The following is a 21,858-nucleotide window of genomic DNA, read 5'->3' on the forward strand; positions in this document are numbered from 1 at the left end:
ATCGGAAGGTGCGTGGTGCTGCGGCGTCGCACGGTGGACGCGATGGTGCGGCATTGGGCAGTGGTGCCGCAGCGGGGGATCGGAACGTGCGCAGTGTGGCGACGTCGCACGATGGACGCGATGGTGCGGCATTGGGCAGTGGTGCCGCAGCGGGGGATCGGNGTGCGCAGTGTGGCGACGTCGCACGATGGACGCGATGGTGCGGCATTGAGCAGTGAGGTCGCGGCGGAGGATTGTGCCCTGACTGGTCTTGCGGCGAAGCGCACTGCGATGGCCTCGGCGAGTTCAGCGACGGACGACAGCGCCGCGGTCGAGGTCGTCCATGACTCAACCGCCGCTGCTGGTCTCGCACCTGGCGAGGATGCGGTTATCCATGATTCGGTCCTGCCGGACAGCGCGGCCGACGGTGATGAAGCATCAGGTCAAGCGGTGCCAGAGCGTCATGAATCGTCAGCCAGGCGGAAGCCCCGTGGGCGGTGGTGGCGCGGGTTCACCGGGTCGGTCGCCGCGGGACTGGNGGACTGGCAGTCCTGGCCGTCGGGATGCTCGTGGTGGGCGTGTTGTGCCTCGTCAACGGTGCATCCGGGCCGGGCCCGCTCAAACTGGTCGGGCATTCCGTCGCCGCGGTGATCGCGCTAGTGCTGCAACGGGTTGCCGACCGCCGCGTCGGGAAAGCGGCAGTCGGTGCGGGGGTTGGGGTGCTGGTCGTCGCGGGCGTGGCGTTCAGCCTGTTGTGGTGGTTCTGAGGACTGTCAGCGCAGGGCGGCTAGGGTCGGGCCGCGTTGTTCCAGCAGTACCGGGCCTAGCGCGGTGAGGCGGACGGGGCCGGTGTAGGCACCGCGGTCGATGCCGACTGTGCGCAGCGTTGCGCCGTTCATTTCGTTCAGTACCGCCAGGCCGCCGCGGATGGGCACTACCAACTGGGTCGCGAAGGTGATTCCTGGGCCGAGCGTGCCGTCCAGGGTCCAGCGCGGAGACAGGTCGTCTCGGGACAGGGCAACGGTTTTGGAGCCGCTGTACCAGTAGATCCCCGCGGCGGTGCGGGTTGTGGCCTCGGTGCCGCCGACTGGATCGTTCGCGGTGTCCGCAGCGGGAAGGTCCATGGGGTAGGCGGCTTTTTGCGAACCGTCCGCGCCGTAGACGACGTAGAGTTTCTGGTCTGGCAGCAGCACGCCGGTGAGGTCGCCTGACATCGCGATGACGCGGGCCCGCTTGCCGGCCAGCAGGGCGGTGTAGGTGACCTTCGGTTCGTCCTCGTGCTCGGCGGTTGCCTTGTAGACGGTCAGGCGGTCCGTGCGGTCGCCGGGGCAACGTTCGATCACGCCGATTTTGTCGGCGGCCGCTGCTACCGTTCCGTAGGTGCAGTCGGGGCGGGGTTGCTTGTTCGCGTTTTGCAGGAACGGGACTTTGCCGTACTCCATGCTCTTCACGAGGTCGTCGCGCCACGTGTCGAGGAGATGTTTGCCGGTCGTCGTGACGTGGCTGCCGTCGTTGACCAGACGGGTGCCCAGTTCGGCGTCGCCGTTGCGCTGAGCGGTGATGCGGCCGGTGGCGGGGTCGAGCTGAGTGACCTCGCTGCAGCCCATGGTCTTGTGGTACACCGCGTTCACCCGGCCCCATGCAGTGTCCACAGTGCACAGTTGCAGGTTTTCGCGGGTGTAGTGCCAGCGGATCTGCCCGGTGAGCGGATCGCGGCCGGCGACCTCGCTGCCGTCCGCGGTGGTGACGGTGTCGGCCTGCCCGATCGGGATCGGCGTCGCGGAACTCGGGGCCTGCCACAGCTGCGTCATCGACCCGGGCACGGAGGTCGGCGGCGTGGGGAGGGCGTGCGGCGGATCCGCCAGCGCGCGGCTGGTGTGCAGATTGTCGCTGTTCACGGCGACGATCGCGGCGACCACCGCGACCACGACGACGATCGCCCCCGCGATCAGCCGATCCCGCCCCCGGTTCCACGGCGAGCGACGGGCTTTCCCCGGCGGTGCAAGGGAATCCGCGGCGACGGGCGGACGGGGGAGGAGGTTTTCGGAACCGTAGGGCTGGGCGGGGGTGCTGCTGACCCCGGCGGGTTCATCGGTGACGCGCGCGATCGGGCCGGTTTGTTCCTCGGGGGTAACCGGTGGGATCGCGGCGTGGGCGCCTGCGGCGGAAGCTCTGTCCGCGGCTGGCGCGGCCGGGTTTCCGGCCTGCGGACCCGGAGCGGCGGGCGTGCTTCCGGCAGAACCGAGGGCTGCTGCGGTCGATCCCGCGGAGGCTCTGCGGGGCTCGGAACCTTCTTCGTCGGCTGGCGCGACGGGGTCTGCGGTCTGTGGGTCCGGAGCGGTTCGGGCGGAGTCGGAGGAGGTGGGCAGGTGGTGCTCGGCGGGAGATTCTTCGTCGGCTGGCGCGACGGAGTCTGCGGTCTGCGAGTCCGGAGCAGTTCCGGCAGAGGTGGGCCGGTGGGGCTCGGCGGGAGATTCTTCGGCAGCTGCTGCGGCGGGGTCTGCGGTCTGCGAGTCCGGAGCAGTTCCGGCAGAGGTGGGCCGGTGGGGCTCAGCGGAAGATTCTTCGTCGGCTGGCGCGGCCGAATCTGCGGCCTGCAGGCCCGGAGTGGTTCCGGCAGAGCCAAGGGCCGCTGCAGTGGAGTCCGCGGACGGCGGGACCGTGCGCCGGTCAGCGGAAGGTGACTCGCGCGGTTCAACCCCCGCAGCACCCTCGTCCGAGACACGCTCCCCGGCCGGAATATCCGGCCGGGGGCGTTCGTCGGGATTCGCGGGAGTGCCCGCTACGTTCGATCCGGGTTCGGGGGGCGTTTCGTCGGTGCCGTTCCCGTGGTCGTTCACGTAACTGACTCCCGGTGTGTCGCTCAGTCTGCCGACGCAGGTGTATCAGATGCGGACGGGCGGCGGCGACGGCGGCGGCGTGCCGGGCGGTCTCCGGTCTCTCCGGAGTCGGACGTCGTCGCGGGGGTGGCGTTGCCTGCGGAGGTCGCCGGGCCGGTCGCGTCGGCTCCCGAGCGGGTGCGGCGGCGGGTCCGGGGGCGGTCTTCCTGCTGGTCCGCGGCAGCCGAACCGACGTCAGCGGCTTCGGAGCGGGCACCGCCGCGGGTCCGCTTGCGCGGGGCGCGGTTGCGCTTGCGCGGGGCTTCCTCTTCCGAAGCAGGCGAGGAAGGCCCGGAAGAACCGCGGCGGCCGCGGCGTTTGCCGCCCAGGTCCTCTTCCTTCTCGGCGGACAGGCCGGCTCGCGTGCGCTTCGACAGCGGCAGGCGGCCCTTCGTGCCCTCCGGAATGCCCAGGTCGCTGTACAGGTGCGGGGACGACGAGTACGTCTCCACCGGCTCCGCCAGGTCGAGGTTCAGCGTGTCCGAGATCAGCTTCCAGCGCGGTTCTTCGTCCCAGTCGACGAGAGTGACCGCGACACCCGTGCGGCCCGCGCGGCCGGTGCGGCCGATGCGGTGCACGTAGGTCTTCTCGTCCTCCGGGCACTGGTAGTTGATCACGTGCGTGACGTCGTCGATGTCGATGCCGCGCGCCGCGACGTCCGTGGCTACCAGGACGTCGACCTTGCCCGAGCGGAACGCGCGCAGCGCCTGCTCACGCGCGCCCTGACCGAGGTCGCCGTGCACCGCGGCCGCGGCAAAACCGCGTTCCACCAGGTCGTCGGCGATCTTCTGGGCGGTGCGCTTGGTGCGGCTGAAGATCATCGTGAGCCCGCGGTCCTCGGCCTGCAGCGCCCGCGCGATCAGCTCCGTCTTGTCCATCGAGTGCGCCCGGTAGACGAACTGCGCCGTGCGCTCGTGGATCGCGCCCGCGTCGTTCTCCTCGGCGCGGATGTGCGTGGGCTGGTTCAGGAACGTCCGCGCGAGCGTGATGATCGGGCCCGGCATCGTCGCGGAGAACAGCATCGTCTGCCGCTCGTCCGGCACCATCCGCAGGATCCGCTCGATGTCCGGCAGGAAGCCGAGGTCCAGCATCTCGTCGGCCTCGTCGAGGACGAGCCCGCGGATCTTGCCCAGCACCAGGTGCTGCTGCTCGGCCAGGTCGAGGAGACGGCCCGGCGTGCCGATGACGACGTCGACGCCCTTGCGCAGCGCCTCGATCTGCGGCTCGTACGGCCGCCCGCCGTAGATCGCCAGCGTGCGGATGCCGAGGTGCTTCCCGGCGCCCTTCAGGTCGTTCGCGACCTGGATGCACAGCTCGCGCGTGGGCACCACGACCAGCACCTGCGGGGTGCCGTCGCCGGGCACCTGCACGCGGTGCAGCAGCGGGACGCCGAAGCCGAGCGTCTTGCCCATGCCGGTGCGGGCCTGACCGATGAGGTCGTCGCCGGCCATGGCCAGCGGCAGGGTGAGCGCCTGGATGGCGAACGTGTGCTCGATGCCCGCTTCGGCGAGCGCTTTGACGATTTCCGGCTTCACACCGAAGGACTCGAACGTCGGCGCCTCTTCGGTCACCGGGGCACCGGCCTGAAGCGGGTGCGACGTGTCCAGTGCGGCCGGTCCGTTTTCGCTGTGCTCAAGAGCGACGGCGGCGGTGGCCTGCACGATTTCGGTCTGTTCGGTTGTGGACTGTTCTGCGGTCAGGGTGATCGCCTCTCTCGTGACCAGCGCGCACAGGCCGGTTGTCACTCGACACTCGACCGGGGGCCTGACTCACGCCGCGACCTCGTCTGCGGAGGCCTGTGGCGCCGGAGCCGCCCTCCCGGGAATGCCGCTGGGAGGCGTGCACGCACACTTGCGGCGAACCCCGGCCGCCCTGGTGGCACCGGCCGTTCGCCTGGTTCCCGCCGCTCCTGGGTCCCTCGAAAAAAGGCGGTCCGGCGCGGCGAAGCTTCTGTTTATCCGACCCCACTGTACCTGGTCAGGTGTTTTCCGGGGAATACCGGGAGCGGCCGCGCGGCGTGGGATCGGTCTCTTCACGGCGCGGGCCTGCGGTTCGGCGATACCCTCGTCGCCGTGACCGACCCCGCCGAAGCCAGGCCAGCAGAGACCGCAGCGCCCGCCTCCTCTTCATCCGCGATCAGCGAAGGCGTCGTCGACCTGCTCGGCGTGATCGCCTACCTGGAGCTGTCCGCGTTCGACCGGATGGCCGAGGACGCCCGCAGCGCGCCGACGCTCGCCGGCCGCGCCGCGCTCGCCTCGATGGCGTCCGCTGAGATCGGGCACCTCGATCTGCTCTCGAAGCACCTGGCCGCGAACGGCGTCGCGGTCGAGGACGCGATGGCTCCGTTCGTGTCGCAGGTGGACGCCTGGCACGGCTCCACCCGGCCGAAGTCGTGGCTGGAATCGCTGGTCAAGGCATATGTCGGGGACGGGCTCGCGGCCGATCTGTACCGCGAGATCGCCAACTGGCTCGACCCGGAGACCAAGGACCTGGTGCTGACCGTGCTCGCCGACACCGGGCATTCGGCGTTCGCCGAACGCGAAGTCGCGGCCGGGATCAAAGCCGATCCGAAGGCCCGCGACAAGCTCGCGCTGTGGGGCCGCCGGCTGCTCGGCGAGGCGCTCACCCAGGCACAGTACGTGGTGGCCGAACGCGACGGCCTGGCCGAACTGATCGTCGCCGGGTCCGGCGATCTCGCGGGAATCGGCGCGTTGTTCCGCCGGTTGCAGCAAGGGCACACCAAGCGCATGCAGGCGCTGGGGCTGGGCTGAGCGAGTGGTCGCGAGTCACCTTCTGGTCGCACGCCACCGCGTCGGCCCGCTTCGGTTAGCCTTGCCGGGCGTAGTCACAACGAGTTTCCAGCGGAGGTCCCACGTGGAGGTCAAGATCGGCATCAAGGACACGCCGCGCGAGCTGGTGGTGTCCAGTGGCCAGACTCCCGAAGAGGTGGAGAAACTGGTCGCCGAGGCGCTGACGGCCGGTGACGGGCTCTTCCGCCTCAACGACGAGAAGGGCCGCAAGTACCTGGTCCCGTCCGACCGCATCGCGTACGTCGAGATCGCCCCGTCCGACGTCCGCAAGGTCGGGTTCGGCGTCGGCGACTGATCCGGCCGAGCTGCAAAGTCCGTGAAGGGCCCCTTGAAGGAATCAGATTCCTTCAAGGGGCCCTTCACAGCTTTCCGGGGTCCGGTCAGGCAGTGGCTTCTTCGACCTCGGCCAGGGTTTTCGGGACCGAGAACGGCGGCGTGGACGTTCCGGTGAGCCGGTAGCGGCCCCACGGGTCCGGATCGGACAGCTCGCCCTCGGCGGTGTGCTCGCCGACCCGCACCTCGCACGCCTTCTTGCGCCCGCCGACCGCTTCGGCCAGCTTCGGGTTCGCGGCGACGCGGCCGTACCAGTGGTAGTAACCGTCGATCGGCTGGAAATAGCCGCGCAGATCGACGTCCGCGGCGATTTCCGCGCCGTCGACGACCAGCGTCGCCGCGCCCGTGTAGCCGTCTTCGTCACTCATCCGGGGTCCTCTCGTCAGCCTGCGTCGCTGTTGGTGTCTTCTTCGGTCCGTCCGAGCTGGACGACCTTGTTCTCCTCGAGCGGCAGGTTCGGGTCGATCACCACGCCTTGCTGGCGGGTGAGCCCGTCGATCGCCGCCCAGATGATCTGGGTGAGGTACTCGACCACCGAATCGCGGCCCATCGAGCGCCGGTCCAGCCACCATTCGCCGGTGCTCTGGACCATGCCGACGATCCCGTGCGCCCACGGTTCGGCCGCGCCGGAGTCCATGTTGAACATCCGCATGTAGTCGCCGAGGAGCGCGGTCAGCGCGGTGGCGATGACCTCCTTGTCCTCCGCGACGACGTCCGAATCGGTGGTTTTGCCCGGCAGCCCGCCGTGTGCCAGCAAGCGGTACAGGTTCGGGTGTTCTTCGATGACGCCGAAGAACGCGTCCAGCGCCATCCGGATCCGCGGCACCGGCGCGAGTTCGGCGTTGATCGCCGGGATCAGCCGTTCGAAAAGGATCTCCGTGCCGCGCTGGCCGAGTGCGACGTACAGGTCGGCCTTGTCCTCGAAATGCCGGTACAGCACGGGTTTCGTGACGCCCGCTTCGGCAGCGACGTCCTCCATGCCGAGGTCTGGACCGTGCGCGTCGAGCGCGCGCAGAGCCGCTTCGACGAACTCCGCGCGACGGGCGATGCGGTGCTTACGCCAGCGATCGCGGCGCGCGTCCCCGGTGCTCGTTTCGGTGTCCGCTGCCTGCTTGCCGGACTGCTTGCTGGAGCGCTTGACACGTTCGATCACGGCGGTCATGCTACCAGAGGTAACTGTTACCACGGGTTACATGTTCTGTGGAGCAGGCGGGACGCGGCTTCTCGATTCAACGGCGAGTCAGGCGCTGGAAGGGGCTGATGATGACGCGGACGCTCAAGGTGACCGACCGGGAGGCGACGGCACAGCGGTTGCTGAAGTCGGCGGCGAACAAGTTCTACGACCCGGACGTCGACATCGACTGGGACGCGCCTTTGGTCGAGGGCAAGCGGTACATCCTGCCGGAGCGCTCGTCGCTCTACGGCACTCCGCTGTGGGACCGGCTGAGTCCGGAGCAGCGGATCGAGCTGGGCAAGCACGAGATGGCCAGCATCGCGACCACCGGGCTGTGGTTCGAGATCCTTCTGATGCAGATGCTGCTCAAGGAGGTCTACGAACAGGATCCGACGACGGCGCACGCGCAGTTCGCGCTCACCGAGATCGCCGACGAGTGCAGGCACTCCACGATGTTCGCCCGGATGTCCGCGCGGATCGGCTGCCCGACCTACGGTCCGGTGCCGGTGCTGCGGCAGTTCGCGAAGCTGATGCCGACCATTTCCTACGGCCCGGCGCGCTACGGCGCGATCCTGGTCGCCGAGGAGGTGCTCGACCGGCTGCAGCGCGAGCAGATGAACGACGAGGAGATCCAGCCGCTGGTCCGGATGGTGAACCGGATCCACGTGCTGGAGGAGGCACGGCACGTCACCTTCGCCCGCGAGGAGGTCACCCGTGGGATGGCGAAACTCGGCCGCGCGGAGGTTGCCTACCAGCAGTTCAGCATCGCGCTGATCTCGTACTTCGTGACGCGGGCGTTCATCAACCCGAACGTCTACAAGGCGGTCGGGATCCGGCCGCGCGAGGGCGTCGAGACGGCGCTGAACAACCCGCACTGGCGCGCGACGATCGCGTGGGCCGGGGAGAAGATCATGCCGTTCCTCCAGGAGTCCGGCCTGGTCGGGTTGCCGGGGAAACCGTTCTGGCGCAAGTCTTTCCTGTTGCCGGAGGGCAAATGACCACCGCCGACGTACTTTTTCCCGCGGAGGCGAAATGACCACCGCCGACGTGCTTTTTCCCGCGGAGGCGAAATGACCACCGTCGAGCGGCTGCGCGATCCGGCTCGTGAACACCGTTTCGTGACCAGCGACGGCTGCGCGCTGCACGTCGAACTGAACGGCCCGGCCGACGCCGCGGTGACGCTGGTTCTGGTGCACGGCTGGACGCAGGACCACCGCACGTGGGACGGTGTCATGGACCACCTCGGCCCTGGCGTCCGGACACTGCGCTACGACCTGCGCGGCCACGGCGGTTCCGCGCCCGCGACCAGGGAAACCGGGACGATTCCGCGGCTGGCCGACGATCTGGCCGAGCTGATCGCCGCGCGCGTGCCGTCGGGTCCGCTGGTGCTCGCCGGGCATTCGATGGGCGGCATGACCATGATGGCGCTGGCCGAACGGCATCCGGAACTGGTCGGAGACCGGGTGGTCGGCGCGGCGTTCGTGGCGACGTCCTCGGGGCAGATGGACCGGATCACGTTGGGGCTGCCCGGAATGGCGGGCCAGTTCTCCGCGCGGTTCGAGCGCAGGCTGGCGAAAGCGTTGTCGCACCGCAAGGGCGAGCGGCTGCCGTTGAGCCCGGCGATGGTGCGTTCGGGTGCGCGGTTCCTCGTTTTCGGCGAGCACCCGCGCCGCGCGGACCTTCGGCTGGTCACGGATCAGCTGTTGTGCGCGCATCCGGCGAGTCTCGGCGCGTTCCAGGACGCGATTTCGACGCACGACCGCCGCGTCGCGCTGGCGACCTTGCGCGGTACCCCGTCCGTGGTGCTGGCGGGGGAGCGGGACCGGCTTTGCCCGCTGGCGCACGCGAAAGTGATCGCGGACGAGCTGCCGGACGCGGAGTTCGTCCGGTTTCCCGGTGCGGGGCACATGTTGCCGCAGGAGCGGGCGGGCGAGGTCGCGAACCGGATCGGGGCGTTGCTGCGGGTGTCGTGAGTGTTTGTCCCTGTTCTAACCGGGACAAACACTCACGACACCCAGCACCCCGGTAACCGTGCGCGTTCGCCCCTGTCTCCTTGGTACCTGACTGTCGGCTGTTCCCGGCTGCCCGGCGCTGTCACGCTGGGTGGCTGGGATGTCGCCGACAGACAGGACAGGTATGGGGCAGCCGCTGAGCGCGCACGTCAACCGGAGCCTGATGGCGATTTCCCGGCGAGCGGAGAGCGTGGACCGGCACACGCTGGCCAAAACCTTCGTGGTGGCCGGGTCGTTTTCGGCGATGCTGCATTCCGCCGACCACCAGATCCTTTACGGCCGCCGCGGCACCGGGAAAACGCACGCCTTGCTGTACCTGGCCGATCTGGTCGAAGAGACCCACGACGTCGCTGTGTACCTGGATTTGCGCACGATCGGCTCCACCAGCGGTCTCTACGCGAATCAGCAGCTGCCGGTGTCGCTCCGGGGCACTCAGCTGCTGGTCGACACGCTGGAAGCGGTGCACGAACAGCTGCTGACCACGGCGATCGAGACGCGGGTGTCCGATCAAGGAGGCTTGCTGCAGGGCCTCGACGAGCTGACCGAGGCGGCGACGACGGTCGAGGTCGTCGGCAACGTGGAGCGGGAGACGACCGTCGGAGGGTCCGCGGAGCAGGCGACCAGCGCCGGGGCGTCGGCGTCCTGGGGACCGGACGGTCCGCGTGGTCAGGTGACGATGTCGGGCCGCGATCGGCGCTCGGTGACGGCTTCGGATCGCTTGCGGCGCACCGGAACCGAGCATCATCAGGTCATTTTCGGGCCGCTCAGCCGGGCGCTGGCGCGGGTCACGGCCGCGTTGGCGCCGGCCCGGCTGTGGCTGCTGCTGGACGAGTGGAGTTCGATTCCCCTTGACCTGCAACCGTTGCTGGCGGACCTGCTGCGTCGGAGCGTGCTGCCGACGCGCGGGACGACGGTCAAGATCGCGGCGATCGAACGCCGGTCCCGGTTCCGCGAACCGGGCTGCGACGGCGATTACGTCGGCATCGAGGTCGGTGCGGACGCGGCCTCCGCGGTCAGCTTCGACGACGTGCTCCTGTTCGACCACGGCGGAATCCAGTCGAGACAGTTTTTCGCTGAGCTCTTCCTCAATCACGTACGACCGCGGATGCCGGTGACCGACGACGCCGCGGAATTCGTGGCGACGGCGTTCAGCCGCACAGCGTTTCCCGAACTCGTGCGCGCGGCCGAGGGCGTGCCCCGCGACGCGATCAACATCGCCGCGTTGGCCGCGCAGCACGCGAATACGGCGACGATCGGGATCCGGCACGTCCGGCAGGCCGCGCAAGATTGGTATCTGCGCGACAAATACGCCGCGATCGCCGGGAACGAACCGGCCTTGACGACGCTTCGCTGGCTGGTGGACGAGGTTGTGGGCCGACGCCGCTCGCGTACTTTCCTGCTCGATCACGCCAGCGGCGCACACGACGGGACCATGCGCGATCTGCACGACGCCCGGCTCGTGCACCTGGTGCGGCGCGGCATCGTCAACCGAAAGCGGCCGGGAACGCGCTACGACGGGTTCGCCATCGACTACGGTTGCTACGCCGCCTTGCTGCCGGACGGCGAACCACCGTCCCGGCGAGGAAAATCGGAGACCTGGCTGACCGATCCGCACAGCGCGCCACCGGACAGCGTCCACGTCGAGCAACTGCTGGTCGAACTTCCGGGAGCGGCGAGATCGGTGCCACGCCAGCGAAAACCGCGCGAATGAGCTAGCGAAGCCGTCCGAGCGCGGCGACGGTGGCCGGGACGTCTTCCCAGATCGGCGAGTGCCCGGTCTCGACGGTGACGAGTTCGCTGCCGGGCAGGTGATCGACGAGGTGCTGGGCGTCCGCGAGCGTGCGGGCGCGGTCGTGGATTCCGTGCAGCACCGTGACCGGGCAGCGGATCGCCGCCAGCCGTGGCGTGAGGTCCAGATCCCGTTGGCTCGTCAGGACCTCCAGCGCGGCTTCGGCTGGGACGCGGGCGGCGTAGCCGAGCAGTGCGGCGCGCAGATCCGGTGGCAACGGGGTGGCGAAGGACCGGTCAAGGACGGCCGCGTGCAGGTCGGGACCCCATTCGGCGGCGATCGTGGCGAGGATTCGGTCGACGTCGCCATGGCCGCGCATGTGTGCGCCGGTGTTCGCGAGCAGCAGTGCGGACACCAGGTCCGGCCGGGTGGCCGCGACCATCGCCGCGACGCAGCCGCCGGTGGAGTGCCCGACGAGGGTGACCGGGCCGCCGTGCTGGCCGATCCGGTCGGCGACTCGCGCCGCGATGTCCTCGATCCGCCACGGGCCCGGTGCGGTCATCCAGTCGACCGCGTCCAGCCCGTCGGGCAGCGCGGCCGCCAGCGGTGCGTAGATCCGCGGGCTGCACAACGTGCCCGGCACCGCGACCACGCGCACGGGGTCAGTTGTCCTTGAGCGGAAAACCGCCGCCGATGCCGCGCCACGCGAGGTTCGCGGTGAGCGCCACCGCGTCCTCGCGGCTCATCGACTGGTTGTGCTGCAGCCAGTAGCGCGCGCTGACCTGGCTCATCCCGACCAGGCCGACCGCCAGCAGACGGGCCTTCTCCTCGTCCAGCCCGGCGTCGGAGGTGATCGTCTCGGTGATGGCCTCGACGCTGGCCGAGGTCGCGCGGTCCACCGCCTCCTGCACGGCGGGCTCGCCGCGGAGATCGGACTCGAAGACCATGCGGAACGCACCGGCGTCGTTGTTCACGAAGTCGAAGAACGCGCCGACCGTGGCCGGGACGCGCTGGCGGTTGTCGGAGGTCGAGTTCAGCGCGCCCTGCACGCGGCCGACGAGGTCGTCGACGTGGCTTTCCAGCAGCGCGATGTACAGGTCGAGCTTGCCGGGGAAGTGCTGGTAGAGGACCGGTTTGCTGACCCCGGCCTCCTCGGCGATCTCGTCCATCGCCGCCGCGTGGTAACCGTGCTCGGCGAAGACGCGCTGCGCGGCCGTCAGCAACTGGGCCCGGCGCTCGGTCCTTGGCAACCGGACGCCTCGTTGCAGTCGCGCCATCTCCGTCATTCTTCCTCCGTCCGCAGCCTTCGCCGGGCGGGTTCACCACCGCGTGAAGTGAACCTGACATTACTCGTGGGTACGCCCGAAATGCCAAGGGTCAGGCATCCTGGACTGGTGACGACCACGACCTCCCGCCCCTGCACCGCGGCGGCGGTCCGCCCGCCGGTGACCCAGGTGCCATTGTCGACTACGCCCCTTCCGCCGCTCGACGGGGCGCTGCCAGCCTGGCCGGGCACGGTTGAAGACGGCCTGCACATCCGGCACACGCCGGGCCCGGACGGCACGCCCGCGGTGTACGTGCACGGCCTCGGCGGATCGTCCACGAACTGGACCGACCTCGCCGCGCTGCTCGCCCCGACCGCTTCCGGACAGGCCGTTGACCTGCCCGGATTCGGCTATTCGGAGCCCGCGGAAGGATTCGCCTACAGCCTCGACGACCACGCCGCGGTCATCGCGGGCAGGCTGGAGCGGCTCGGCAAGCCGGTGCATCTGCTCGGCAACTCGATGGGCGGCGCGATCTCGCTGCTGGTCGCGGCGCGGCGGCCGGAGCTGGTGAGAACTCTCACCCTGATTTCCCCGGCGATGCCGGACCGCCGCCCGGACCCGCGCCGGCTGTCCGATCCGCTGATGGCGCTGGCCTACCTTCCGGTGGTCGGGGCGAGAGTGCGCCGCCGGATGGCCGGGATGACCGCCCGCGAACGCGCCGCGCAGGTCATCAAGCTGTGCTTTCACGATCCGTCGCGCTTCCCGGACGTCCGGCTGGACGAACTGGTCGAGGAGCACGCCGCCCGCGCCGGGTTCCCGTGGGCGCTGGCCGCGATGGAGCGCAGCACGTTCGGCATCTTCCGGCGCTGGACCGCGCTCGGTGCCGCGTCGCTGTGGTCGGTCGCCAAACAGGTCCAGGCCCCGGCGCTGGTCGTCTGGGGGCTCCACGACCGGGTGATCTCGGTCAAGCGCGCGCCGCGGACCGCGCAGGCGATTCCGCACGCCCGGATGCTGGTCCTCCCGCGCACCGGACACGTTGCGCAGATGGAACGTCCGCAGGTGGTCGCCAAGGCCGTGCTGGGTCTGTGGGAGGGCGCGGACAAGGGCTCCTGGTAGCCCGGACGGGGGACCGCGGATCGCCGGGAAGCCCGCCAGTCGCTGCCGGGAACGTCGCCGCCGTGTGGCACCCTGGGCCGGTGGACCGGCTGAAGCAGGACGCGCGAGCGAAGGACCGGCGGGGCCCGGCCGCCGGGTCGGACCGGCGTTCAGCGTCCTCCGGATCCGGCGATGCGGAGGACGGCTCTCCGCGCGTCGGCCAGTACCGGCCCGGGCGCAAGCCCGCCCAGCGCGTGGGCGAGGACCGGTACCGGCCGGGCGGACGCCGCACCAGCGCCGAGCCGCTCGCCGCCGCCTGGAAGCCCAAGGACGGCGAGGAGAAGCGTCCGGCCCCGAAGAAGAACCAGTCGCCATTCGGCCGGTTCGTGAAGACCTATGGCTGGCGCGTGTACGCGCTGCCGATCCTGGCCGTGATCACCGTGCTGGTCGCGGTCAACACCGCCTCCGGCCCGTCCGACGCCGGCAGCGGCGGCGAGGTCGCGCCCGGCGACACGTCCTCGGGCGCGATCGACGGCAGCGGCGGCATCCCGGAGAACCCCGCGCAGCCGGTGAACCTCAACGTGCCCACCGCCGACCTGCCCACCGGCGGCCCCTTCACACAGACGGGCAAGGGCACCTGGCACGTCGTGCCGGGGTCCAGCGACGTCGTGGGCAAGAGCGGGAAGCTCTACACCTACACCGTCGAGGTCGAGGACGGCATCGATCCGGCCAGCTACGCCGGCGAAGACAGCTTCGGCACCGCGGTGCAGGGCATTTTGTCCGATCCGCGCAGCTGGACCTGGAACGGCGAGATCCGGCTGCAGCGGGTCGATTCGAGCTATCCGAATCCGAGTTTCCGGGTGAGCCTCACCACGCCGGACACCACGCACCGGCCGGACGCGTGCGGGTTCCAGATCAAATTCGAGGCCTCCTGCTACCGGCGCAGCATGGGCCGGGTGCTGATCAACTTGTCGCGCTGGGTGCGCGGCGCGAAGGTCTACGGCCCGGACATGACGGGGTACCGGCAGTACGCCATCAACCACGAGGTCGGGCACGCGCTGGGCAACAATCACGTGGGCTGCCCAGGAAACGACCAGCCCGCGCCGGTGATGATGCAGCAGTCGTTCGGCGTCGCCGACGACTACGTCGCGATGCTCAACAACATCCCCGGCGGCGACAAGGGCAAGGTCGCCGCGGACCACCGCGTGTGCAAGCCGAACGCGTGGCCGAACCCGACCCCGCCGGGCCAGTAACAACGTCCCACCATCTGAGAGCAGGGAAGTGTCCCTTGCGGGCGGGCGTTGACCATACTGGGATCGACTACGCGACCCGCGCGAGTATGGAGGACCCGATGTCAGACACGGCACTGCCGCCGCTCGTCGAGCCGGCAGCCGAGCTCACCAAGGAAGAGGTGGCCCGGTACAGCCGTCACCTGATCATCCCGGACGTCGGGGTGGTCGGGCAGAAGCGGTTGAAGAACGCGAAGGTCCTGGTCATCGGTGCGGGCGGCCTGGGAAGCCCGGCGCTGCTGTACTTGGCGGCGGCCGGCGTGGGCACGCTCGGCATCATCGACTTCGACGTCGTCGACGAATCCAACCTGCAGCGCCAGGTGATCCACGGCCAGTCCGACCTCGGCAAGCTCAAGGCCGCGTCGGCACAGGAGTCGATCGCCGAGATCAACCCGCTGGTCAAGGTGTACCTGCACACGGAGCGTCTGGAATCGGCGAACGCGCTGGAGATCTTCGGCCAGTACGACCTGATCCTCGACGGCACGGACAACTTCGCCACGCGCTACCTGGTCAACGACGCGGCGGTGCTGGCGGGCAAGCCGTACGTGTGGGGTTCGATCTTCCGGTTCGAAGGCCAGGTGAGCGTCTTCTGGGAAGACGCCCCGAACGGCAAGGGTCTCAACTACCGGGATCTCTACCCCGAGCCGCCGCCCCCCGGCATGGTCCCGTCCTGCTCCGAAGGCGGCGTACTGGGCGTGCTGTGCGCGTCGATCGGCTCGATCATGGTGACCGAGGCGATCAAGCTCATCACCGGCATCGGCGAGCCCCTGCTCGGGCGGTTGATCTCCTATGACGCGCTGGAGATGAAGTACCGCGAGGTCAAGATCCGCAAGGATCCGGAGACCCCGAAGATCACCGAACTGATCGACTACGAAGCCTTCTGCGGCGTCGTGTCGGACGAAGCCGCCTCGGCCGCCTCGGGCAGCACGCTGACTCCCGCGGAACTGAAGGCCAAGTTCGACGCGGGCGAGAACTTCGCCCTGATCGACGTCCGCGAGCCGCACGAGTACGAGATCGTCAACATCAAGGGCGCCACGCTGATCCCGAAGGACCGCATCCTGTCCGGCGAGGCATTGGCGGAGTTGCCGCAGGACAAGCCGATCGTCCTGCACTGCAAGTCCGGCGCCCGCTCGGCCGAGGCGCTGGCGGCGTTGCACGCAGCAGGCTTCAAGGACGCTACCCACCTGGGCGGCGGAGTCCTGGCCTGGGCACGGCAGATCGACCCAAGCCTGCCGACTTACTGAGCACTGCCCGGCCGTGAAGGGCTCCTTGAGGGACACAGACTCCCTGAAGGAGCCCTTCACGGCTTTTCGCGTACGTGAGGGCCACCCGCACCGGCTCTGATTCCCGCAGGGTTCCCCTCACGACCAATCACCGCCGCTAGCCCCACTCGCGAAACCGCGGCCGGTGCACCCACACCACCCTCAGACCGTCAGCACAATCAAGCTTCGGGGTGCCCCACCGCACCCAGCGGGGCGCAATGCCGCCGCCAGGCGACGAGCCGCCCCGCGACCAGCGAGTCTCCCCCATAACCCGCCCAGACCCGGGGTAACCTCCCGCTTTGTGCGGTCAACCCTCGAACGTCCCTCCGAACGCGTCTGCAACGCGTTCGGCAGCGACGCCGACGCCATCACCCTCCTCCCGGACTCCGAAACCTGGTACGCCGGAGACGTGGTCTTCAAACGCGTCACCGACCGCTCCCAAGCCCTGTGGACCGCCCGCGCGCTGGATTTCGCCGAGGACCCGGGCCTCCGCATCGCCAAGCCAGTCCGCTCGCGAGACGGCCGCTGGATCGTCGGAGACTGGTCAGCCTGGCGCTACCTCGCCGGCACCGCCGAGCACCGCTGCGACGACGCGGTTCTCGCGGCGGTACGCCTGCACCGGGCAACAGCGGACCTCCCCCGGCCGGACTTCCTCTCCGCACGCGACGACATCGACGCGACAGCCGACCGAATCGCGTGGGAAGAACAAGACCGCCCCCTCGCCGAGGTAAAAGGCGGCCGCTGGTTCGAAATCCTCGCCCCGGCCCGCCGCCCGGTCAAACTCCCGCACCAGGTCGCCCACGGGGAACTCCTGGCCGGCCTGCTCTTCGACGGCGACGAAGCCCCCGGCGTGGTCGATTTCGTCCCGTACTACCGCCCAGGCGAATGGGGCGCGGCGATCGCCGCAGTCGACTCCCTGATCTGGGGCGGGGCGACCGGAGCCCTCCTGGAACGCTGGGCCCACCTCCCCGAATGGCCCCAGCTCCTGCTGCGCGCCATCCTCTTCCGCCTCGCCTCGCACGCACTCGATCCCAGGTCCACCAACGCCGCATTGGACGGCCTGCGCGCAGCGGCCCGTGAGGTCAGCGCGATCCTCTGACTCACTGCGCGCCTCCGCCATGACGGCGGGCAATGTCAACTCCCCGAAACATTCGGGCATGTTCAAGTAACACGGCGTCCTTACCGTCGGGTCATCGCCGACCCGAGGAGCGCCTGTGCCGCACGTCGACACACATTGCCCGTACTGCGCCTTGCAGTGCGGGATGCGCCTGGACGAGACCCGGGTCACCCCACGGAACTTCCCGGTCAACGCGGGCGGCCTGTGCCAGAAAGGCTGGACCGCCGGCACCCTGCTCGAATCCGGCGCACGCCTGACCTCGCCGCTGCTCCGCCGAGACGGCGAGCTGCAGCCGGTTTCCTGGGACGAGGCAGTGGATTTCGTCGCGGGCCGAGTGCTGGCCTCGCGTCGCGAACATGGCGCGGACTCGGTCGCGGTGTTCGGCGGCGGCGGACTCACGAACGAAAAGGCTTACCTGCTCGGGAAATTCGCCCGGGTCGCGCTCGGAACGGCGCAAATCGACTACAACGGCCGATTTTGCATGTCCTCCGCCGCTGCGGCCGGGATGCGCGCGTTCGGCGTAGACCGCGGACTTCCGTTCCCGGTAACTGATCTTGCGAACGCGGACGTCATCCTGCTCGCCGGGGCGAACCCGGCCGAGACGATGCCCCCGTTCATGCAGCATCTGGAGAGCGCGGAACTGATCGTCGTCGACCCGCGCCGCACACCGACAGCCGAGCGCGCCGCGCTGCACCTCGCGCCAGCGCCGGGCACGGATCTCGCACTGGCGTTGGGAATTCTGCACGCGGTCGTCGCCGAAGGACACCTGGACAAGTCCTATGTGGATCTCCGGACGCGCGGATTCGACGAAATGTGGCGCATCGCCGCGACCTGGTGGCCGGAACGGGTCGAGCGGGTGACCGGAGTCTCGGCCGCAGCTCAGCGGCAGGCGGCGGAAATGCTGGCTCGGGCGGACAACGCGTATGTGCTTACTGGACGCGGGACGGAACAACACGCCTCCGGCACCGCCACGGTCGGCGGGTGGATCAATCTCGCCCTCGCGCTGGGCTTGCCCGGTCGTGCCGGAGCTGGCTTCGGCTGCCTTACTGGGCAAGGAAACGGCCAGGGCGGACGCGAGCACGGGCAGAAAGCGGATCAACTGCCAGGCTATCGCAAGATCGACGATCCGGCGGCACGTGCGCACGTCGCCAAGGTCTGGGGCGTGCCGGCGGAAAGCTTGCCAGGACCGGGACGTTCGGCGGTCGAGCTGCTCGACGCGCTGGGCGATTCGATCAAGGCCCTGCTGGTGTTCGGAAGCAATCCGGTGGTGTCGGCCCCGCGCTCGTCCCGGGTGCAGGACCGGTTGTCCGGCCTGGATCTTCTCGTGGTGGCGGACTTTGTCCGGTCCGAAACCGCGGAGCTGGCCGACGTGGTCTTTCCGGTGCCGCAGTGGGCCGAGGAGGAAGGCACGTTGACCAACCTCGAAGGTCGAGTCCTCTTGCGGCAACGCTCCATTGAGCCACCGGAGGGAGTGCGCAGCGATCTGTCGCTGTTGCGGGATCTCGCAGTCCGCATGGGACAGCCTGCGGAGAGGTTCCCGGACGACGCGGTGGAGGTCTTCGAGGAGCTGCGTGCCGCGTCGAAGGGCGGAGCCGCGGACTACTCCGGGGTGACTTACCAACGGCTGCGGTCCGGAGAAGCGTTGCACTGGCCGGTTCCGGCCGAAACACACCCCGGCACGCCGCGAATGTTTCTCGACGGATTCGCGCATCCGGACGGCCGAGCACGGTTCGCGGAGGTTGACCACAGTGGACCCGCCGAACTGCCGGATCAAGTGTTTCCGTTGCAGGCCACCACCGGTCGAGTGCTGCAGCACTACCAATCCGGTGCCCAGACTCGCCGGATCGCGGAGTTGACGGCGGTCGTGCCGGAGGTGTTCGTCGAGGTTCATCCGGATACCGCGGCGCGGTCCGGACTGGCCGACGGCGACCGCGCGGTGGTGCGGTCGCGGCGCGGGGAAACTGTCGCGCGGGTGCGGTGTGTGCCGTCGATGCGGGCGGACCTGGTCTTCCTGCCGTTCCACTTTCCCGGTGCGGCGCGGGCGAATCTGGTGACCAACCCGGTGCTCGACCCGGTGAGCCGGATGCCGGAGTTCAAGGTGTGCGCGGTGTCGTTGGCGAGGGCCGAAGCATGAGCGCGCGGAACGTCGTCATCATCGGATACGGGATGGCCGGGGCACGGCTCNGAGATCCGGCGGCGTGATCCGGAAGGCGACCGGGTAGGGCTGAGCGTGCTCGGCGCAGAGCCGCATCCGGCCTACAACCGGGTGCTGCTGTCCACTGTGGTCGCCGGCGGGATGAGTCCGGACACGGTGCGGTTGCACGATTCCGAGTGGCCCGGGCGGACGCGGGTCGATTTGCGGCTCGGAACGCGGGTGACGCTGATCGACCCGGCGCGCCGGGTCGTCCGCACTGAAACCGAGGATTTCCCTTACGACGCGGTCGTCCTCGCGACCGGAGCCGCGCCTTGGCTGCCGCCGGTCGAAGGACTCGAACTCGGACCGGAGGTCGTGGCGTTCCGAACGCTGGACGACTGCGCGCGCATCGTGGACGCCGCACGTCCGGGCACGCCGGTCGCGGTACTCGGCGGTGGATTGCTCGGTTTGGAGGCCGCGCGCGGGCTGGCAGGTCGCGGAGCGAACGTGACAGTGGTGCATCCGCGGCCGCATGTCCTGGAACGGCAACTGGATTCCGGTGCGGGCCGAGTGCTGGCGCGCCGGTTGGCGGAGCTGGGCGTCACGTTCCGATTCGAGGTGACCGCCGCCCGGCACCTCCCCGGAGACGGTCTCAAACTCGACGACGGCAGCTTCGTTCCCGCAGACCTCGTGGTGGTCGCGGCCGGGGTGCGGCCGGAGACGTCGCTCGCCGAAGCCGCCGGGCTCGCGGTGGACCGCGGCATCCTGGTGGACGATCTGCTCCGGACCAGCGACGGCCGCATCCACGCGTTGGGCGACTGCGCTCGCCACCCTGGCGCGCCACCGGGATTGGTGCAGCCCGCGTGGGAACAGGCAGCGGTGCTCGCGGACCTGCTCACCGGCTCGGACGCCACGGCGCGCTACCGCGGCACCCGCACGGTAACCCGGCTCAAAGCCCGCGGCATCGACCTCGCCGCGCTCGGCGAAACGCAGGTGACCAGCGCGGATGACGCCGCCGAGGTAATGACCTTCGATGATCCGTCCGGCGGCAGGTACGGCAAGCTCGTCGTCCGCGGCGACCGTGTGACCGGTGCGATCCTGCTCGGCCTGCCGGACGCGGCGGCGACCGTGACGCAGCTGCACGACCGAGGCACGCCGGTACCCGAAGACCGCCTCGCGGTGCTGCTCGGCCGTGCACTGCCCGCGGATGCGCCAACGGCCGCGAGCCCGGCGGATCTTCCTTCGTCCACAGTGATCTGCCGCTGCAACGCGGTGACCAAAGGCCGGCTGATCGAAGCCTGGCGGGGTGGCGCCACCGACGTTGCCGCACTCGCCCGCACCACCCGTGCCACCACAGGATGCGGAAGCTGCCGCGACACGGTCGGCGCGGTCGTGGAGTGGCTGGCCGCGCAATGACCGCCCCCGGTAACGAGGAGGACGCCATGACCCGCCGTTGGATCGAGCACTGGGATCCCGAGGACGACGAGTTCTGGGAAACGACCGGCAAGCGCGTCGCCCGGCGCAATCTGTGGTTTTCCGTGTTTTCCGAGCACATCGGCTTCTCGATCTGGACCTTGTGGTCGGTGGTGGTGCTGTTCATGGGCCCGGCCTACGGGTTCAGCGCGGCGGACAAATTCCTGCTCGTCTCCACCCCGACGGTGGTCGGGGCGATCATGCGGATCCCGTACACCTTCGCGGTCGCGCGCTTCGGCGGTCGCAATTGGACAGTCAGCAGCGCCGTGCTGCTGCTCATTCCGGCGGTGCTGACCGCCATCGTGCTGCACCCGGGCACCTCGCTGGGCACGTTCGTGCTGATGGCCGCGCTCGGCGGGGTCGGCGGCGGCAACTTCGCGTCGTCGATGACGAACATCAACACCTTTTATCCAGAACGGCACAAGGGCTGGGCACTCGGGTTGAACGCCGGCGGCGGAAACCTTGGCGTTGCGGTAATTCAGCTCGTCGGGCTTCTCGTCATCGGCACCGTGGGGGCGACCGCGCCACGACTGGTGCTCTACCTCTACCTCCCGCTGATCGTCATCGCCGCGACGTGTGCCGCGTTGTTCATGGACAACTTGGCCAGCGTTCGCGGCGACACCAAGGCCATGCGCGAGGTAGTCCGTTATGGACACACCTGGGTGATGTCGCTGCTGTACGTCGGCACGTTCGGTTCCTTCATCGGCTACAGCTTCGCCTTCGGTTTGGTGCTGCAGAACCAGTTCGGCCGGACGCCGTTGCAGGCGGCCGCGGTGACGTTCCTCGGCCCGCTGCTGGGTTCACTGTCCCGGCCGATCGGCGGATGGCTGTCGGACCGCATCGGCGGCGGCCGGGTCACCTTCGCGACGTTCGGTGCGATGGCGTTGGCGACCGTGGTGCTGGTGCTGGCGTCCTCGGCTGACTCGCTGGCGACCTTTACCGCCGCGTTCATCGTTTTGTTCGTGCTCACCGGAATCGGCAACGGATCGACATACAAGATGATCCCGGCGATCTTCCAGGTAAAGGCGCGGGCCGCCATCCAGGCCGGAGCGGACGAGGCGACCGAATTGCGCAACGCGCGGCGGCTGTCCGGCGCGTTGATCGGATTGGCCGGTGCGGTCGGTGCGCTGGGCGGGTTGTTCATCAACCTCGCGTTCCGGCAGTCGTTCGCCACCGCGCACAGCGGCGTTCCGGCGTTCGTCGGATTCCTGGTCTTCTACGCGGTGTGCGTGGGCGTGACGTGGTTCGGCTACCTGCGCAAGCCTGCGGTGCGCACACAGGTGGCGTTGGCGGGAGCGGAGGTCTGA

18 protein-coding genes and 1 pseudogene are annotated in these 21,858 nt (G+C 69.3%); 13 read left to right on the forward strand and 6 right to left on the reverse strand.

All coding sequences use genetic code 11. The annotated features are described in order from the left end of the window. The first annotated feature begins 542 nt into the window (after positions 1-542). Positions 543-746 (forward strand): hypothetical protein, encoded by a 204-nt coding sequence (locus tag A4R44_RS50725; RefSeq protein ID WP_232791772.1) that lies wholly within the window; start codon positions 543-545, stop codon positions 744-746. Positions 747-752: 6 nt separating this feature from the next. On the opposite strand, the gene A4R44_RS25660 is transcribed toward A4R44_RS50725, so the two are convergent. Both A4R44_RS25660 and A4R44_RS25665 read right to left on the reverse strand, forming a co-directional pair. Further along, positions 753-2,087, reverse strand: coding sequence for a hypothetical protein (locus tag A4R44_RS25660; RefSeq protein ID WP_198545444.1), 1,335 nt, complete (start codon positions 2,085-2,087; stop codon positions 753-755). A gap of 755 nt (positions 2,088-2,842) precedes the next feature. Continuing rightward, a complete protein-coding gene (locus A4R44_RS25665) occupies positions 2,843-4,429 on the reverse strand; it encodes a DEAD/DEAH box helicase (RefSeq protein ID WP_161269468.1) in 1,587 nt (528 codons plus the stop codon). A gap of 564 nt (positions 4,430-4,993) precedes the next feature. Between A4R44_RS25665 and A4R44_RS25670 the strand changes: the two genes are divergently transcribed. Together A4R44_RS25670 and A4R44_RS25675 are read left to right on the forward strand one after the other, a co-directional pair. Further along, complete coding sequence (locus A4R44_RS25670) at positions 4,994-5,629, forward strand: ferritin-like fold-containing protein (protein ID WP_093576757.1); 636 nt, start codon at positions 4,994-4,996, stop codon at positions 5,627-5,629. Between the two features lie 103 nt (positions 5,630-5,732). Next, positions 5,733-5,963, forward strand: a complete 231-nt coding sequence (locus A4R44_RS25675) for a DUF3107 domain-containing protein (protein ID WP_009072973.1) — start codon at positions 5,733-5,735, stop codon at positions 5,961-5,963. An 85-nt stretch (positions 5,964-6,048) separates the two neighbouring features. On the opposite strand, the gene A4R44_RS25680 is transcribed toward A4R44_RS25675, so the two are convergent. Continuing rightward, positions 6,049-6,369, reverse strand: a complete 321-nt coding sequence (locus A4R44_RS25680; RefSeq protein WP_067585853.1) for a DUF4873 domain-containing protein — start codon at positions 6,367-6,369, stop codon at positions 6,049-6,051. A 14-nt stretch (positions 6,370-6,383) separates the two neighbouring features. After that, positions 6,384-7,163, reverse strand: a complete 780-nt coding sequence (locus tag A4R44_RS25685) for a TetR/AcrR family transcriptional regulator (RefSeq protein ID WP_067585856.1) — start codon at positions 7,161-7,163, stop codon at positions 6,384-6,386. Positions 7,164-7,264: 101 nt separating this feature from the next. Between A4R44_RS25685 and A4R44_RS25690 the strand changes: the two genes are divergently transcribed. The 3 genes from A4R44_RS25690 to A4R44_RS25700 all read left to right on the forward strand — a co-directional run bounded on the left by A4R44_RS25690 (position 7,265) and on the right by A4R44_RS25700 (position 10,898). Then, complete coding sequence (locus A4R44_RS25690; protein ID WP_067586114.1) at positions 7,265-8,173, forward strand: diiron oxygenase; 909 nt, start codon at positions 7,265-7,267, stop codon at positions 8,171-8,173. Positions 8,174-8,245: 72 nt separating this feature from the next. Further along, positions 8,246-9,148: an alpha/beta fold hydrolase gene (locus tag A4R44_RS25695; RefSeq protein ID WP_067585859.1), complete on the forward strand. Its 903-nt coding sequence runs from the start codon at positions 8,246-8,248 to the stop codon at positions 9,146-9,148. A gap of 163 nt (positions 9,149-9,311) precedes the next feature. Further along, positions 9,312-10,898 carry a hypothetical protein gene (locus A4R44_RS25700; RefSeq protein WP_067585862.1) on the forward strand — a complete coding sequence of 529 codons (1,587 nt, stop codon included), beginning with the start codon at positions 9,312-9,314 and terminating at the stop codon, positions 10,896-10,898. A gap of 1 nt (position 10,899) precedes the next feature. Here A4R44_RS25700 and A4R44_RS25705 read toward each other — a convergent pair whose 3' ends face one another. Both A4R44_RS25705 and A4R44_RS25710 read right to left on the reverse strand, forming a co-directional pair. Then, complete coding sequence (locus A4R44_RS25705; protein WP_232791773.1) at positions 10,900-11,574, reverse strand: alpha/beta fold hydrolase; 675 nt, start codon at positions 11,572-11,574, stop codon at positions 10,900-10,902. Between the two features lie 4 nt (positions 11,575-11,578). Continuing rightward, positions 11,579-12,202, reverse strand: coding sequence for a TetR/AcrR family transcriptional regulator (locus A4R44_RS25710; RefSeq protein WP_067585865.1), 624 nt, complete (start codon positions 12,200-12,202; stop codon positions 11,579-11,581). A gap of 81 nt (positions 12,203-12,283) precedes the next feature. Here A4R44_RS25710 and A4R44_RS25715 point away from each other — a divergent pair, with 81 nt between their 5' ends. From A4R44_RS25715 to A4R44_RS25745, 7 genes and pseudogenes are all read left to right on the forward strand, one after another. Then, complete coding sequence (locus A4R44_RS25715; protein WP_067585868.1) at positions 12,284-13,297, forward strand: alpha/beta fold hydrolase; 1,014 nt, start codon at positions 12,284-12,286, stop codon at positions 13,295-13,297. Between the two features lie 80 nt (positions 13,298-13,377). After that, on the forward strand, positions 13,378-14,529 hold the full coding sequence (locus A4R44_RS25720; RefSeq protein ID WP_067585871.1) for a DUF3152 domain-containing protein: 1,152 nt from the start codon (positions 13,378-13,380) through the stop codon (positions 14,527-14,529). A gap of 98 nt (positions 14,530-14,627) precedes the next feature. Then, positions 14,628-15,809: an adenylyltransferase/sulfurtransferase MoeZ gene (gene moeZ / locus A4R44_RS25725; RefSeq protein WP_067585875.1), complete on the forward strand. Its 1,182-nt coding sequence runs from the start codon at positions 14,628-14,630 to the stop codon at positions 15,807-15,809. Positions 15,810-16,128: 319 nt separating this feature from the next. After that, a complete protein-coding gene (locus A4R44_RS25730) occupies positions 16,129-16,926 on the forward strand; it encodes a TIGR02569 family protein (RefSeq protein ID WP_067585877.1) in 798 nt (265 codons plus the stop codon). A 115-nt stretch (positions 16,927-17,041) separates the two neighbouring features. Continuing rightward, positions 17,042-19,078, forward strand: coding sequence for a molybdopterin oxidoreductase family protein (locus tag A4R44_RS25735; RefSeq protein WP_067585880.1), 2,037 nt, complete (start codon positions 17,042-17,044; stop codon positions 19,076-19,078). Beyond that, positions 19,075-20,494, forward strand: a pseudogene (locus tag A4R44_RS25740) (FAD-dependent oxidoreductase). The gene A4R44_RS25735 and the pseudogene A4R44_RS25740 overlap by 4 nt, the downstream one beginning before the upstream one ends. A gap of 26 nt (positions 20,495-20,520) precedes the next feature. Further along, positions 20,521-21,858 carry a NarK/NasA family nitrate transporter gene (locus A4R44_RS25745; RefSeq protein ID WP_232791774.1) on the forward strand — a complete coding sequence of 446 codons (1,338 nt, stop codon included), beginning with the start codon at positions 20,521-20,523 and terminating at the stop codon, positions 21,856-21,858.

The sequence above is a fragment of the Amycolatopsis sp. M39 genome (assembly GCF_001651785.1).
Classification (GTDB): Bacteria; Actinomycetota; Actinomycetes; order Mycobacteriales; family Pseudonocardiaceae; genus Amycolatopsis; species Amycolatopsis rubida.